Consider the following 16,400-nt stretch of genomic DNA (forward strand, 5'->3'; position numbering starts at 1 on the left):
TGACATTATTAGTCATATTCTTATGGTACTCCTGGTAAAAGGGGTGCCTTTTTTACTACACGGGGGCGAAAGATACTTGGTCAAACACTTTGCAGCACTTTTCATGATTTATCTATTCAACTGTCTGCCCATTAAGAAAAACAAAATATTTCTATTTAGTTACTATGGAAGCCAATATGGGTGTAATCCTAAATACATTTCGGAATATATTCTCTACAATTATCCTAAAGATACATTCGATGTGGTTTGGGCTTTCAATGATCTTACTGGTAAAGCACATTTTAGCGGTTTTCGAAAAGTAAAGATAATGACTCTTAGGTATTTTTATGAATTATGTACATCTAAAGTTGTGATTACCAATTTTAGAACAACCGATTTATATGTAAAGAGGAAAAATCAGTATTATATTCAGACTTGGCATAGTTCTTTACGTTTAAAACAAATAGAAAAGGATGCGGAAGAATCACTTCCACAAACCTATATTAATATGGCCAAAAAGGATTCATTAAAGTGTGATTTATTATTATCGGGGTGTGAATATAGCTCAGAAGTTTTTAAAAGATCATTCTGGTACCAGAGGGAAATTTTTGAATATGGTACTCCCAGAAATGATTTGCTTTTCAGCGATAATTCATTATTAAAAAAGAAAGTTCTAAAGGAATTGAATATAGAGGATCATCAAAAAATCGTTCTGTATGCTCCAACATTTAGGAAAGACAATAATAATTTAGAAATCTATAACTTAGAGTATTCTAATATTAATAAACGGTTGAGAAATAAATTTGGTGGGGAGTGGACCTTTTTAGTCAAATTACATCCGCACCTAATATCCAAGTCAAGTGAATTGATCTTTGATGACAACGTAATTGATGTAACTTCGTATGATGATATTCAAGAACTACTATGTATTGCTGATATTTTAATTACCGATTATTCATCACTAATGTTTGACTATTCTATCACTCAACGACCGTGTTTCTTGTATGTACCAGATCTAATCGAATATATAAAAAAGGATAGAAATTTATATTTTGATGTAAAGGAACTACCTTTTATTAGTGCCGAAAGCACACAAGAATTATTGGATAAAATAGAGTACTTTGATAAAGAAATTTACCTTAAAGACGTATCCGATTTTATTAAACAAGTAGGGTCATTTGAAAAAGGAAAGGCCAGTGAGCACCTGCTCAAGCATATAGAGAAGGTTTGCTTTAACGCGGATAGGAGGAAAAGTTATGAAAGAAAAGCAATATAAAATCGGTTATACAACCGGAGTATTTGATTTATTTCATGTTGGGCATCTCAATATATTAAAACGCGCAAAAGAACAATGTGAATATCTTATTGTTGGAGTAAGTACGGATGAATTAGTAATGGATTATAAGGGGAAATTTCCAGTTATACCACACCATGAAAGAATGGAAATAGTTAAGGGGATAAAATATGTTGACAAGGTTGTTCCCCAAACCAATAGGGATAAATTTTTAGCCTGGGAATCTTTAAAGTTTGACGTTTTGTTTGTCGGTGATGATTGGAAAGGAAGCCCACTTTTCAATGAATTAGAAAAGAAATTTAATCATGTTGGGGCGAATATTATTTATTTTCCTTACACCGAGGGAGTTTCATCAACCATTGTAAAGCAGAAAATTACATTATAAGGACGGAAAGAGGAACAAGATGAAACCTGTAATTAGTATTATCGTACCTGTTTATAATGTTGAACCGTTTATCGAGGATTGCTTGAACAGTATTCTTGCTCAGAGTTTTTCCAACCTTGAGGTTATTCTTGTTAATGATGGTTCAACCGATAAAAGTGGAGATATTTGTCATGAATATGAAAAATTGGACAGAAGAGTGAAAGTGATTAATCAGGAATATGGCGGTGTAAGCGCAGCAAGAAATGCTGGCGTGAAGGTTGCGCAAGGGGTTTTTATTGGTTTTGTAGATGGCGATGATCGTATTGATAAAGATATGTATACAAAGCTTTATTGTCTATGCGAGGAAACAAATAGTGATATTTCCATTTGTAAATTAGGTAGAGAAATTAATGGAGAACTGATTAACGAGGAGGAAGAGGTTTTTATAAAGGAAATGGATAATACCGAAGCAATGAGGGAGCTTTTCAAAGGAGATTTATATAGGTTTTCGCTATGCAATAAACTATTCAAAAGGAAATGTTTTGAAAACATACAATTCCCAGAAGGAAGAATTCATGAGGATTTATCGACGACTTATCGACTTATTGCAAATGCAGATAAAGCTGTATATACCAATTATATTGGGTATATATATGTTAAACGGGAGAATAGTATATTAACCTCAAAGTTTAACCAAAAAAGGTTAGATGCTTTTATTGGATGGGATGAAATATTATTATTTATGAATGAAAAATATCCCAAGCTATCAAAGGAGTATATTTCTTGTTTCGTATATGGGTGTGTCGATAATATTTATTACATTTTGAACCAAGTTACAGACAAGGAAGCTAGTAGGAAATATTTAAAAAAGATACAACAAAGTGCTATGACCTATCAAAGGGCCATCATAAAAAATGAAATATTATCGAAAAAATACAAATACATAATGACATTACTATATTATAATGTTGGCTTATTGCTATTATCTAATAACATCAAAAGATATTTATAGTCAGTAAATCAAAAATAGAAAGAGTGAGTGACTCGAAAGTTATGAAAAAAAACCTATTATTTGTAATTGATTCATTAAACTGTGCAGGAGCGGAAAAAAGCTTAGTCACATTATTATCACTTTTGGATTACTCCAAGTACACCGTAGACCTAATGCTATTCGGTCACGGTGGAGAGCTTGAGGAATTAGTTCCGAAAGAGGTAAATATTTTAAAACCGCTAAAGTATACAGAATTTGCGGCTTTGAGTATGAAACAAGCAATTACTTACTCTGTAAGTCATATTAACTTTAAGATGTTCTCCTCCAGGATGAAGTACTCGTTGGGAATCCGTAAGAAAAAATTTAGTAATCCACAGAAAGCCAGAATCTTTTGGCAAAGTGTTTCAAATGTTATTGAAAATAATCCTAAGGCATATGATATAGCTATTAGTTATGCGCAGGGAATTCCTACTTTCTATGTAGCAGACAAGGTAGAAGCAAGGAAAAAATATGCTTGGGTGAACACAAGTTTTAGGTTGGAAGGACAGGAAAAGCTTTTTCAAAAAAAAATTTATGATCAATATGACAAAATAGTAGCTGTTTCTGAGTCAGCGAGAGAAATATTATTGGAAACATTTCCATACTATTCAAACAAGATAAATGTGATTTTTGATATTAATAATCCTGATTCTATTTATAAGATGGCTAGTATTGGGGATAGTTATGAGGATCAATATAAAGGAATGCGTATACTTACAATTGGCAGATTAGCTAAAGGAAAGGGATACGATATTGCCCTTGAAGCATGTAAAAAACTTAAAGAAAGAGGACTAAAATTTAAATGGTATGCGTTGGGGAAAGGTCCACTGAAAAAGGAAATAGAAGAATATATAAAGGTAAATGACTTGTCTGAACATTTTATCTTGTTAGGGGTTAAGTCAAATCCTTACCCATATATAAAAAATGCTGATTTGTATGTACAGACTTCGAGGTTTGAGGGGTTCGGACTAGCGATTGCAGAGGCACGAATGCTTAATATTCCAGTCGTCACTACAAGGTTTGATGCAGTTTACAATCAAATGGTTGATGGGAAAAATGGTTTAGTGGTTGATATGAGCTCAGATGCCGTTTGTGATGGGATATTAAAAATGATCTCTGATCATGAATTAAGGGATAGTGTTATCGAATACCTACATTCTGAGAAGAAAGGAAATGTTGAGGAAATAGATAAGGTTTATCAATTAATTGGATAAAGAAAGTGAGAAATAAATGAAAAAAAAGCTATTATTTATGTTGATCAATATGAATGTAGGTGGGACGGAGAAAGCATTACTGAACATGCTATCAGAAATCCCTTCAAAGGAATATGACATCACCCTTTTAATGTTGGAAGAATACGGCGGATTTTTAAATTTGTTACCTAAGGATATTCATGTTGAATATTTACCGGAATATTTCAAGATGAAAAATATATTAAATCAGCCACTCCACATCGTTGCTTTAAACTTTCTTAGAAGGGGGAGATTCGTTAAAGCCTTTACTATAATTTTGCTTCACTTAATTTCAAAAATTACGAAAGAAAGAAGCATTATATTTAAATATGCCTTAAAAGATTATCAAGATAACAAAGCGGAATATGATGTTGCAATAGCTTATGCAGGCCCCATGGACTTCATAAGCTATTTTGTTATAAACAAGATTAAAGCTAAAAAGAAAGTCCAATGGATCCATTTTGATGTTACTAGGATTGGATTTAATAAAAAATTTGCCGAGAAAATTTATAAAAAATTCGATAAGCTCTATGTAGTTTCAAATGAGGGCAGGAAAAAGTTAATTAATTATTTGCCGAATCTTAACGACAAGGTCGATACCTTTTTCAATTTGATATCACCAAGTTCGATAGTGAAGATGGCTAATGATGGGGTTGGGTTTGAGGATCATTTTAAAGGGTTAAGAATATTAACAGTAGGTCGACTAACTAAAGAGAAGGGGCAGGATTTAACAATCCCCGTATTAGCAAAATTAAAAGAAGATGGGTACAAAGTTAGGTGGTATTGCATTGGTGATGGGCGAGACAAAGAAGATTATGAAAAATTAGTAGAAGAATACAATGTAAAAAAAGACTTCAAATTCCTAGGAGCTAACCCTAATCCATATCCTTTTATGAAACAGTGTGATCTATATGTGCAGCCATCACGACATGAAGGTTATTGTATTACATTAACAGAAGCAAAATGCTTTGATAAGCCGATAATTAGTACAAATTTTACAGGGGCTAGTGAACAAATTATTCATAATCATACTGGATTAATTATAAATTTTGATGCACAAGAAATGTATTTAGCTATTAAACGATTGTTAGATGATGAAAACCTAAGGAGAAATTTAGAAGGAAATTCACGAAATAACAAAATAAACACAACAACTGAAATTCAAAAACTTTTTAATATTGTTCCAAATTAAAGTCTCAAGTTTTGATTACAAAAGAAACTTGAGACTTTTCTTTTGTAATCAAAACTTTGTGGAAGATAGGGAGGAAATAACATTGAAAAAGGTGCTTTTTATGCTCAGCAGTATGAACATTGGCGGTGTAGAAAAGTCATTTCTTTCCCTATTAACCGAGATACCTAAAGAAAAATATGATATTACCCTTTTGCTGCTGGAAAAGAAAGGTGGATTTTTGGAGTATATCCCCGATTGGGTCAAAGTTGAGGAGGCTTCATGGTTTCATTCAGTGAAGCCGGTTATCATGCAGCCGCCACAACAAACCATAAAAGATTATGTGAAGAATAAACAATACTTAAAAGTGCCAGGATTTATTTTTTCATATTACATCTCAAAATATTTAAATAACAGGCATTTTTATTATAAGCAAATTTTTAAAAGCATACCTCCACATGAAAATACATATGATGTAGCTATTTCATACCAAGGGTCAACCGATATCATTGATTATTATATAGCCCATAAAGTTAAAGCACCTAAAAAAATATCATGGGTCCATTTTGATATTTCAAAACATCAGGTTAATAAAAGGTTATATACAAAATTGTACAAGAGATTCAATCAAATATATGTAGTTTCTAAAGAAGCAAAGCGGCGTTTAATAGAGCAAATTCCGACGGCAAAAATTAAGGCAGAGACTTTTATGAATATAGTACCAGCTAATCTGATAAATGAAATGGCAAAAGAAACAATCAAATTTGATGAAACATACAAAGGTATAAAAATTGTTACAGTTGGAAGGCTTTCAAAGGAAAAAGGCCAGGATATGGCAATTAAAGTTTTATCCAGACTAAGAAAAGCTGGCTATGATGTGAGATGGTACTGTATTGGTGATGGAAACAATAGAAAGGAGTATGAAAGACTAATTAGGGATTATGGCTTAAAGAATGACTTTTGGTTATTAGGGTCCACACCTAATCCTTATCCTTTTATATCAAATGCAGATATTTATGTCCAAACATCGAGACATGAGGGATACTGTCTAACACTTGCAGAGGCTAAATGTTTGCTAAAACCAATCATAACGACAAACTTCACAGGTGCATATGAGCAAGTTAAGGATGGATACAATGGATTCATTGTTGATTGTAGTGAGGATGAATTATATAAGAAGTTAAAATACCTTATTGAAAATCCTTTACAAAGAAAAATATTTATTGAGAATCTAAAAACCAATGATGTAAATTCAACTTTTAAAACACAAAAGCTGTCAATATAGAAAGGAACTTTGAATATGAATCCCAAAATTAGTATTATTGTGCCCGTATATAAAGTAGAGCCCTATATACGAAAATGTGTTGATTCGATATTAGCACAAACATTAACAGATTTTGAACTAATCCTTGTAGATGACGGGTCACCAGATAATAGTGGGGAAATTTGTGATGAATATGCAAGTATAGATAGTCGAGTTGTCGTAATACATAAAGAAAATGGAGGGCAGTCAACGGCAAGAAATGCTGCACTTGATATTGCAAAAGGAGACTATATAGGATTTGTTGATAGTGATGATTGGATTGAAGCAGATATGTATGAATTGCTTTATGATATGTGCATAAAAAATAATTGTGATATCGCAAATTGCACGAGTACAATCTATTTTAAAAATAGAACTGTAAAAAATGGAACACATTCTTTAACATTACACAGTAGAAAGGAAGCAATGAGGGTGATGTTAGAAGGTAAATTATATGATGAAGTAGTATGGACAAAGTTGATTAAACGTAGTTTGCTGGAAAACATCAGATTTCCAGTGGGTGTAATCTATGAAGATACAGCATTTACTTATAAAGTCATTCATAATGCTACCCGGATATGCTGCGTGGGGGCACCAAAATATCATTATATAAAACGTGATGAGAGTACGATGGATCGGGCTATAAAGAACTTAAGAATTGATGCTGTATTAATATATGAAGAGATGTATAAATTTATTGAAAGGAATTATCCGGAATTACAAACGCTAGTTACATTAAAACTAGCGAATAGTGCAATGGTCATTTTAAACTTGATTTCATTTAACTCTAAATTTTCAAAGTATAAAACCGAATACCTTAAAGTCGCAAGCATATTAAATAGATATTTTAGTAAAACCATAAGACTTGAAGAATATCCAAGTTCTGTAAAAATGTTATTAACAGCAACGAAAGTTCAGCCATTACTTTACAAACTATTAATTAATTTGAAGAAGGAATAATAATGAGAACAAATCATTCAATAAAAAATATTTCCATAAGCATACTTTCTCAAGTAGTTATTATTTTACTAGGCTTTTTATCTAGAAAGATTTTCTTAGACAGCCTTGGAGCGGATTATTTAGGTATTAACGGGTTATTAACTAATGTTTTGTCAATTATGGCGTTGGTAGAAGGCGGAATAGGAATAAGTATTGTTTATAACTTGTATAAACCATTGGCGGAGGATGACCGAAACAAAATAATCGCCTTAGTCCAGTTATATAAAAAGGCTTATGGAATATTAGCTATTATTATATTAGTTATCAGTATTATTTTATATCCATTATTAGGACATTTAATGAAAGATGGAAGTTCGATATCGCAGCTTTCGATCATTTACTTTTTATTTGTAGCAAAGAATATGATTTCTTATTTAAATGCTCACAAGTGGTCCTTAATAAATGCAGATCAAAGAGGCTATGTACTAGCTCGAACCAACCTAATTATTCAAGTAGCAACTACCATAGCCAGGATTATCATCTTACTAGTAACAAAAAATTATATCTTTTACTTAGTAATAGAACTTTTCTTTTACTTACTTCAAAATATTATTAATGGAAGAATTGTTAATAATCGATATCCTTATATAAAAACAAAAATTAAACACAAAATCGATAATAATATAAAAGAGAACTTAGTAAAAAACGTCAAGGCAATGTTTTTACATAATATTGGTGGCTATTTAGTTTTTGGGACAGATAATATTCTTATTTCGGCCTTTATAAGTATCGCAACAGTAGGTATCTATTCAAATTATACAATGATAACACAGCAATTATCAGCTTTAGTTAGCCCGATATTAGGCGGTATTGGAGCCAGTGTGGGAAATCTAATTGCAACGGAAAGTAAAGAGAAAAATTATTCAATTTTTAAAGTGTCTTATTTAGTGAATTTTTGGATATATTCATTTTGTGTGATTTTTTTATTTAACTTGCTAGAACCTTTTATTAGCTGGTGGCTTGGAAAACAATATTTATTGGATAATTTAACCTTTACCTTTATTTTAGTGAATTTCTATTTAGACGGAATGAGATCAGCAATTTCAACATTTAAAAATAAAGCAGGGTTATTTGTACAAGATAAATATGCGCCATTAATTGAGGGAGGAATTAATTTAATTGCATCATTAATTTTGGTTAAAGTTTATGGGTTAACCGGGATTTTTATTGGAACAACCATAAGCACTATAGCGACAGTATTGTGGACCCAGCCATGTATAGTTTATAAACATGTTTTTAAGAAATCAGTATCCACTTATTTTATTAAATATGGGTATTATTTTGGTTTAACGATTTTGGCATGCTTTGTCACAACAAGCATTTGTAATGCTCTCTCTATAGGAGATACTTTTATTTCCTTAGTAATAAGAGGGATAATTTGCCTAATTGTTCCGAACCTATTGTATTTTGTACTTTTTAATAAAACAGAGGAATTTAAATATATCAAAAATACTTTAAATAATGTGATATATGGGATAAAACAAAAGAAACTTACAAGAAATCAAGTAGGTGTTTAATAAGAAATTAAAAGGAATGGGATGGCTTTTTAGCCATCCCATTTTTTCGCCATACTATATCAAAATTGGATCACTATTCCATTAGGATATTACGGAGGAATCATAGTGGGAATGAAGATAGATCTAAAAATATTCAAGTCATTTATGGAACTATATTACAATTGGCGGTATTGGGGAAATCTATATAAAAGTATGAAGAGGCATAGTCAATTTAATAATACAAATAAGGAACTATCCCTCTCGTATATAAATAAACCTGGAATTGCATTTTCCTTTGATGACAGTTATAGAATTAATGATTGGTACCAATATGGAAAGGATTTGTTTGGCTATTACGATGTTAAAGTAACTTTTAATATTAACGCAATTCACCATTTTGAGGGCAAAAGAAAGCATACACAAGAAGAGATAGATAAATTATTAGAATTGCAATCAAGTGGTCATGAAATTGCACACCATGGTTATAAACATAGAAAAGCTACGGATTACTCCAATGAATTTGGTTTAAATAAGTGGGTCGAAGATGAGATAGTATCTTTATTTAATTGGATGGAGAATCAATCCCATTCAATTACAAAGGAAAAGTTTAAAAAACCGGTATCTTTCGCTTTTCCACACTTTGTCTATAACTTTGACAATATAAAGGAACTCATACCGAGGCATTTCAAAATTGCTCGTGGCCATATGATCAAAGATAATTTAACTTCATTTAATCATACTGGATTTGCCCCATCTATTTGTTTAGACGCTTTTTACTCCTCCAATTTATATTTTGTTAAAAAGATGATGAAAATTGCTAAGAAATCAGGAAGAAACCTAATCATCACAAGTCATTCTATATTACCTAAAGAAATAGATTGGGCTGATTTTGGGTGGGGAGAGGAGTCAATAAAATCTGGTACATGGAGAACAACACCTACAACAATACAAGCGATTATCGATGCTGCAAGAAAAAGTGATTTGGAATTTTATACAACTTCAGAGGTTGCTGGAGTAGCCACTTTTATTGATCCTAATTTTGAGAAATATGTTAGAAAGCTGATTTCAAATCCTTCAGCGGAATGGATACCAATTTCTGAACTGTGTTTAATAAAAGAAATGGATTTAAGCAACAAGGGAATCTCCAATTTAGATGGAATACAATACTTTATAAATTTAGAGAAACTTAATTTAAATAATAATAAAATTACTGATTTCAGACTTTTAGAAAAACTACCAAAACTAAAGGGTTTAAATTCTGATAATAATCCCGTAAAAAGTGTGCCGAGAAAAAGATTAAGTGGAGTTTGAAGATTTGTTCATATTAAATAGAAACTTAGTTAACGGTTAAAACTAAATTTTTCACTTTTGTAAAGGGACTAAGAAAAGAAGAAGAAGGCTTCAAAGGATAATTTTAAAAAGGGAACATGTTTCATCTACTTAATTAATAGAATTGAGTAAACTTCCAAGTTAAGAGGAGGAAAAACTATTTAAGGAAAAAAACAATCCTTATACCTGCATACAACGAGGAGGAGGTACTTTATAAACCTTATGATTGATTATTAATTGTCATAGATTTGAATCCTTACTACAACTTTGAATTACTATTTGTTAAGACGGAAGTATAAAAGGCATTGATATTATTAAATCTTTAGCTAAAGTTGATAAAGGGATTTCTTATATAAACCTTTCGCATAATTTGGAGAAGGAAACAGCCATGTTAGCTTGACTGGATTATATTAGAGAAGATACATTGGTTATTATTGATGCAGTTCTCCATGACCTAGCGAAGATTTATATTTAATTTTGTGGAGTCATTAATTATATTTTAGGGATTGTGGAGACAATTGACGATTAATTGAATAACCCATACCTAGGAGCAAAAAGTATCTATTTCGTTTACATTTATTGACCCAATATTGAAATATAAGTATGAAGAATAACAAAGAATCCTTCTAAGCGCAGGGGTGCCCTTATAAAATTTATAATATATTTAAGTGAGTGTGAAAAATGAATGAAGTATCTCTTAATACAATAAAGAATGATAGTAAAGCTTCTAGAATCTTAGACTTGATTAGGTTTTTGGCTTCACTAGTAGTATTTTTATTTCATTTCTATATCCCGCTGCCCGGTTATCAAGTAGTAATGATCTTTTTCGTTCTTAGTGGTTACTTTATTTCTTCAAGTGTTCTGAAAGCAATAAATGATAATAAGTGGAGTTGGTTTAATTACTTTCTAAATAGGTTAATTAGGCTCTGGATTGTTCTATTACCAAGCCTGATTTTGACATTCCTTTGGGCAAAGGTACAATTTAGTATTTTCGGGGAATCGAAAATTTCTAATTATTTAAGTTGGAAAATATTTTTTGGTAATTTATTTTTTCTTCAGGGTATTTCTGTACCTGTGTATGGTCTTAATGGTCCGTTATGGAGTTTAAGTTACGAGTTTTGGTACTATATTATATTTCCATGTTTAGTTCTTATAATTTATTCTCGCAAAAAAAGCATGAAGGTTTTTTATGCAGTAATAGTAATTATTATTTTGGCCTTTATTGGTTTAAAAATGAATGAATATTTTTTAGTATGGTTATTGGGTGCCATAATTCCTTTTGTAAAACCAATGAGGTTCAAAATAAATGTTATAAACCATTTAACTATTTTTCTTAGTGCAATATTGGTTTTAATTTCAATGAAGGCATATGCGGTTTTTGTAAATCATCCAAATTTGCAAATACTGCCGGATCTTTGTATAGGAATAGCATTTAGTTTCTTTCTCTACTTTGTTATTTCATTTTTTAATAATACCTCAGGAAAAAGTAAAATGAATATTCCTAAATATTTAGCAGCATTTTCGTATACCCTTTATCTTACACATTATCCTTTGGCCCATTTTATACTTACTTGGAGGGCTTCTAAGTATTGGACATATAGTGGGATAGAGTCTTATGTTATTAAAATAATGGTTATGGTTGTAGTGATATTGTACGCATGGTTACTAGGATTACTTACCGAGAAACATACAGAAAAGGTTAGAAAACTCCTCTTTGGCTTATTTAAGTCAATACCTATAAAAAGGAAAAAGTCCATAATCATTAATAAATATCTATAAGTACCGATAATTTGAATTTAGTTTAATTAGAGACTCTTTTGCTTTTATCTATTGAGCTAATTAATTGAAGAGAAAGAGGTAAGGTTAATGGAGTTTACAAAAAACGATATGAAAATAACAAAAGGAGTAGCGATATTATTTATGCTGCTCCTTCATCTTTTTTGTAGAAAAGAAGTTAATGGGTTGTATGACACGTTTCCGATAATCAATGGAGTTCCATTGATGTATTATATTGGATTGTTTGGTGATGCATGTGTGCCAATGTTTTGTTTTGCAAGTGGATATGGTTTATTTGTAAGTATCAATAAGGAAAAGGGTTCAATCATTAAGAAAAATCTTACAAGGATTTTCAAATTGCTCATTAACTTTTGGATTATATTAGTCCTTTTTGTAGCAATTGGGTTTCTTGCTGGAAAAGCTGAAATCCTTCCAGGGAGCCCAAGTAAGTTTTTTCTTAACTTTTTTGTGTTATCCAATTCTTATAATGGTGCATGGTGGTTTTTGCAGACATATATCATACTCGTATTTCTTGCTCCTCCACTTTTTCAGGTAATTAAGAAATATAATTCTATTCTTTTAGTATTGATTTCTGGTTTTATCTATGTAGTAACTTATATTCAACGCATAAAGCATGTTTTAGACCTTGGTGATAACTCTGCTTTGAATATGATTGTTAATGCTAGTGTATTGGTTGGTACTTCGCAGCTTCCATTTATTATTGGGGCTATTTTTGCAAAGGATAAGCTCTATTCAAAGATCTATAATAAGGCAAATAGTTTTTCTATGAAAAATGCGCTTTGTCTTTTGGGAATATTGCTTCTGGTTATTATCCATGCCTTTTATGAATCTATGATCATTGCTCCTATAACGGGAATTGCATTTATATGTCTTTTTAATCTAATGGATAAAAAAGAAGGCTTTAAAAAGATACTAGATTATGTTGGTAATCATTCCACAAATATTTGGCTAACACATATGTTCTTTTACATGACAATCTTTCCAAAGCTTACCTTTGCACTTAAATACCCAATACTTATTTTTTGTTGGTTAATCATATTATGTCTGATTTCCTCTTACCTAATTAACGCTATTTATAAACCAATAATACGAAGTATTGATAAAAAGAAATTCCTTTTAAACAACGTTAAAAGGGCAGTTGGTTAAAAGGCTGGTATTGCATTGGACTTTATATTAGCTAAGGATTATTGGATTACTAAAAAGGGTGGGGACAATGGGATATACTAATAAGTTTAATAGGGATACCATTCCCAATCTACTTTACAAGCGCGCTAAATATTCTTCACGTGATATTGCTTACTCTTGAAAGGCAATCAACGCAATACTTCTTATTATATTGTAGCTATTTAGTATTGTAAAATTAGAGCATCAGGTTTTCAGAATCTGATTAGCTAAATTCTAATAATTAATAATAGTATAGATAATGATTGATTTGAATGAATACAAAAAGGGCATAGTCAATAGTTATTAAGACTATGCACTTTCACTTGTTTTCGAATATGTATAAAGGGAGTGAATAAAAAAGAAAATGAGGCGATAAATTGAGTATAAATACCACTGCATATGTCCTTGAATTAGATGTATGGGGCGTATCCAATACGGTTACTGATTTTAATAATAAAACATTGTCTACGGCTAATTCCAACGGAATAAATAATGCGTTAACATGGGCATCTCAACAAGGATATACTGAATTCATGTTCCCTTTAGGAACGTATTTAATTGACGAAACCAATCCAATACAACCAAAGAGTTTTATGACCCTTAATTTAAATGGCTCCACCTTAAGAATTCGAAATAATGGACTAGCCCATTATTCTGTTATTTGTTACAAACAGAATCAGGTCTTCTCTAGGGTTACAAATGGAATAATACAAGGTGACAGATACAATCATAATTATACTACTCCTGGTGAGGCATCTACTCATGAATGGGGTATGGGTGTTTTTTTTCCAAATACAACAGACCCAACTAAAGACGAGGGTACTAATACACTATTTATCACAATTGATAATATAGAATTTTTAGACCTAACAGGTGATGGCGTATCCTTATTTTCTAATCAAGGAATGGTATATGCTACTACAACACCAACAAAATCTTATGCTATCACATTTGAATCAGGGTCTATTAGCACTACTGATGGTAGTCTAAAAGCAGATTCATCCAAAATTCGTTCTAATATATTTCTAGACCTTACTAATACCCAAATAGTTAAATGGAAAACTTTTGGTATCTACGGAGATGTTAGTTACCAATCTGTAGGCTCCGAGATTGATGGTACCCTTCCATTTGATATTATTTTTTATAATACTAATGGCACTTTTAATTCCTCCCTAACAAATATTGACTTCTTCGATGAAATCCCGTTACCTGCTGGTGCAACCAGTGCAAAAATAGTATTACATCAATCAAATGTCCCTTCATCTTCAGGAAACGGTCTGACTTTAAGGTGTATGACAATACCTAAATTTACATTTATAGAGAAGTGCCACATACATCATACGCGAAGATTAGGTATCGCACTACAAGGTGCTAAATTTGTCTGGGTTAGAAATAATGATATTCACCATATAAGTGGTACAGCACCGCAAGCTGCCTTAGATGTGGAGGATAACTATGCATTAAACCAAAACCTATGGATTGAGGATAACTTCTTACATGATAGTATATTGCAGCTAATTTTTGTAAAGGGCAAAAACTTTCATATAAGGAATAATAAAATAGAAAGAGGTATTGGAATCACTGGGTACCCTGGTGTTAAAAAGCTCTTTATAGAAGGAAACTACCTTAAAGATACAAGTGCCCAAATAAATGGTGAATGTATAATAAGTAATAATCAGATACACAGATCAAATATAGGTATAGGTAATGGTACAGCCGAACCAGCAATCGTAGATAATAATATTTTTACGAATGCCTCATTAAATGTTTCTCGACCAAAAGCCTATTGTGTATCTGTATCTAACTGTAGATTTACTGTTGATTCAGATTATAGTACCGCTATTACAGGTGCAGGTTTTGGTGCGGGAACATTCCCGCAAACAATGACAAACTGTACTTTTGAAGGGTATTTATCATCATCTAGCTTAATATTCGATGGGGATGTTAATGCTACTGAAGGATGGACATACAGTAATGTATTGTTTCTTAATACTAAAAAACCAAACAACAATGGTAGTATTAAAATACCAAACGGTACTTATATTGGATGTGGATTTAATAATACTGGTAACTTGGTAACTTATAAAAATGTAGAATTTATAGGGTGTACATTCACATGGGATTCTTATAATCTTTTTAGCTTCTCTGGTTCTAATAATGAATTAGCAAGGTATATCAATTGTACCTTTAAAGGCGGGACAAGCAGTGCCTTTTATTTCTCAGCCTTAACAAATGGAAGAATTGAGTTAATAAATAATTATTTCGAGTATCCTAATGCTACATCTACCTCTCTGGGCGTTATCGATGGATTCTGGAGCAATGTCACTGGGGGAACACTCTTGCTTGATGGCAATAGATTCAAATCAAATTTAGCTATGAAAGCAGTTAACGCACCGAGTATAACCTCTGATGCATTCCTAATAATAGTAAAAAATAATACATTGGATGGAAACACAACATATGTAGTTGATCAAACTCAAATGCAATACTTCTCGAACAACACTATTAATGACGTAATAGATCCGTATGATTGGGCGACTGTAGTTCCTTCTAAGGGTTTCTACAAATTAGGAAAACAAATTAGGAATACTAACATGTTAACTTCAGGATATATGGGTTGGGTATGTGCCAAAGAAGGGTTTTTGGATATCTACAGTAGTTGGAGCGCTTCAACCAATTATAACTGGAATACTAGAATAACAGTAAATGGCTATGTCTATTATTGTACAAACCGACTTGGGGGCAAATCTTCTAAAACAGCGCCAACTTTCCCGACATCGCCATTGAATACGGTAGTTAGCGACACGAAAGGTATGACTGGCTGGACATTCAAGAGTTATGCTGTCGGTGATATTATCTTACCAACATCATCAGATGGGACATATTACTATGAATCCACTACTGCAGGAACTTCCGGTACAACGGAACCTGTTTGGGGTGGGAAGGACAATGTTACGGACGGGGCTGTAGTTTGGACAAAAAGATTAACTGTAGTATGGAAATTAATAGGTCCAGCGGGTGCAATATTTAAACAGTACGGGCCAATTATGTAACAATTGGGTAAAAATCCCCAATTGGTCTTCTTTCAAGCATCCTAATTAAAAGGGTGCTTTTTATTTTGTCATAGAAGGAAATGAGATTGAATTGCAGACCATATTCATATACATAGTAATCAATCAGATAACAAAATTTAAAATTGCCCATAACATTTGATAAATAGGAAAATTAAGGATACCTTAAAATAT

Annotated in this window: 12 protein-coding genes; all 12 read left to right on the forward strand. The window is 31.8% G+C overall.

Going from position 1 to position 16,400, the window contains the following annotated elements; genetic code table 11:
• Nucleotides 1–22 precede the first annotated feature (22 nt).
• The 12 genes from BANVL01_RS13125 to BANVL01_RS13180 all read left to right on the forward strand — a co-directional run bounded on the left by BANVL01_RS13125 (nucleotide 23) and on the right by BANVL01_RS13180 (nucleotide 16,208).
• Complete coding sequence (locus BANVL01_RS13125) at nucleotides 23–1,255, forward strand: CDP-glycerol glycerophosphotransferase family protein (protein WP_218010662.1); 1,233 nt, start codon at nucleotides 23–25, stop codon at nucleotides 1,253–1,255.
• The gene (locus BANVL01_RS13130; RefSeq protein ID WP_066091300.1) at nucleotides 1,236–1,658 is read left to right on the forward strand and encodes an FAD synthase family protein; all 423 of its coding nucleotides are present in this window, start codon (nucleotides 1,236–1,238) and stop codon (nucleotides 1,656–1,658) included. The genes BANVL01_RS13125 and BANVL01_RS13130 overlap by 20 nt, the downstream gene beginning before the upstream one ends.
• A gap of 19 nt (nucleotides 1,659–1,677) precedes the next feature.
• Nucleotides 1,678–2,649: a glycosyltransferase gene (locus tag BANVL01_RS13135; protein WP_066091298.1), complete on the forward strand. Its 972-nt coding sequence runs from the start codon at nucleotides 1,678–1,680 to the stop codon at nucleotides 2,647–2,649.
• A 41-nt stretch (nucleotides 2,650–2,690) separates the two neighbouring features.
• Nucleotides 2,691–3,881, forward strand: coding sequence for a glycosyltransferase (locus BANVL01_RS13140; RefSeq protein WP_066091297.1), 1,191 nt, complete (start codon nucleotides 2,691–2,693; stop codon nucleotides 3,879–3,881).
• A gap of 16 nt (nucleotides 3,882–3,897) precedes the next feature.
• Nucleotides 3,898–5,091: a glycosyltransferase gene (locus tag BANVL01_RS13145; RefSeq protein ID WP_066091295.1), complete on the forward strand. Its 1,194-nt coding sequence runs from the start codon at nucleotides 3,898–3,900 to the stop codon at nucleotides 5,089–5,091.
• Nucleotides 5,092–5,182: 91 nt separating this feature from the next.
• Nucleotides 5,183–6,352, forward strand: a complete 1,170-nt coding sequence (locus BANVL01_RS13150) for a glycosyltransferase (protein ID WP_235845566.1) — start codon at nucleotides 5,183–5,185, stop codon at nucleotides 6,350–6,352.
• Nucleotides 6,353–6,367: 15 nt separating this feature from the next.
• Nucleotides 6,368–7,330, forward strand: coding sequence for a glycosyltransferase (locus tag BANVL01_RS13155; protein WP_066091292.1), 963 nt, complete (start codon nucleotides 6,368–6,370; stop codon nucleotides 7,328–7,330).
• Between the two features lie 2 nt (nucleotides 7,331–7,332).
• Nucleotides 7,333–8,886, forward strand: coding sequence for a lipopolysaccharide biosynthesis protein (locus BANVL01_RS13160; protein ID WP_066091291.1), 1,554 nt, complete (start codon nucleotides 7,333–7,335; stop codon nucleotides 8,884–8,886).
• A gap of 111 nt (nucleotides 8,887–8,997) precedes the next feature.
• Nucleotides 8,998–10,176 (forward strand): polysaccharide deacetylase family protein, encoded by a 1,179-nt coding sequence (locus BANVL01_RS13165; protein ID WP_082804978.1) that lies wholly within the window; start codon nucleotides 8,998–9,000, stop codon nucleotides 10,174–10,176.
• A gap of 699 nt (nucleotides 10,177–10,875) precedes the next feature.
• Nucleotides 10,876–11,973, forward strand: coding sequence for an acyltransferase family protein (locus tag BANVL01_RS13170; RefSeq protein WP_066091288.1), 1,098 nt, complete (start codon nucleotides 10,876–10,878; stop codon nucleotides 11,971–11,973).
• 87 nt (nucleotides 11,974–12,060) lie between these two features.
• The gene (locus BANVL01_RS13175; RefSeq protein ID WP_066091286.1) at nucleotides 12,061–13,137 is read left to right on the forward strand and encodes an acyltransferase family protein; all 1,077 of its coding nucleotides are present in this window, start codon (nucleotides 12,061–12,063) and stop codon (nucleotides 13,135–13,137) included.
• Between the two features lie 395 nt (nucleotides 13,138–13,532).
• On the forward strand, nucleotides 13,533–16,208 hold the full coding sequence (locus BANVL01_RS13180) for a hypothetical protein (RefSeq protein WP_066091284.1): 2,676 nt from the start codon (nucleotides 13,533–13,535) through the stop codon (nucleotides 16,206–16,208).
• The last annotated feature ends 192 nt before the right edge of the window (nucleotides 16,209–16,400 follow it).

Origin of the sequence: Neobacillus novalis NBRC 102450 (assembly GCF_001591805.1) — a bacterium.
GTDB lineage: Bacteria > Bacillota > Bacilli > Bacillales > Cytobacillaceae > Neobacillus > Neobacillus novalis.

Coding starts and splice junctions, on each gene's coding strand:
- BANVL01_RS13125 (WP_218010662.1), top strand. CDS start 23: ATGGTACTCCTGGTAAAAGGGGTGCCTTTTTTACTACACGGGGGCGAA.
- BANVL01_RS13130 (WP_066091300.1), top strand. CDS start 1,236: ATGAAAGAAAAGCAATATAAAATCGGTTATACAACCGGAGTATTTGAT.
- BANVL01_RS13135 (WP_066091298.1), top strand. CDS start 1,678: ATGAAACCTGTAATTAGTATTATCGTACCTGTTTATAATGTTGAACCG.
- BANVL01_RS13140 (WP_066091297.1), top strand. CDS start 2,691: ATGAAAAAAAACCTATTATTTGTAATTGATTCATTAAACTGTGCAGGA.
- BANVL01_RS13145 (WP_066091295.1), top strand. CDS start 3,898: ATGAAAAAAAAGCTATTATTTATGTTGATCAATATGAATGTAGGTGGG.
- BANVL01_RS13155 (WP_066091292.1), top strand. CDS start 6,368: ATGAATCCCAAAATTAGTATTATTGTGCCCGTATATAAAGTAGAGCCC.
- BANVL01_RS13160 (WP_066091291.1), top strand. CDS start 7,333: ATGAGAACAAATCATTCAATAAAAAATATTTCCATAAGCATACTTTCT.
- BANVL01_RS13165 (WP_082804978.1), top strand. CDS start 8,998: ATGAAGATAGATCTAAAAATATTCAAGTCATTTATGGAACTATATTAC.
- BANVL01_RS13170 (WP_066091288.1), top strand. CDS start 10,876: ATGAATGAAGTATCTCTTAATACAATAAAGAATGATAGTAAAGCTTCT.
- BANVL01_RS13175 (WP_066091286.1), top strand. CDS start 12,061: ATGGAGTTTACAAAAAACGATATGAAAATAACAAAAGGAGTAGCGATA.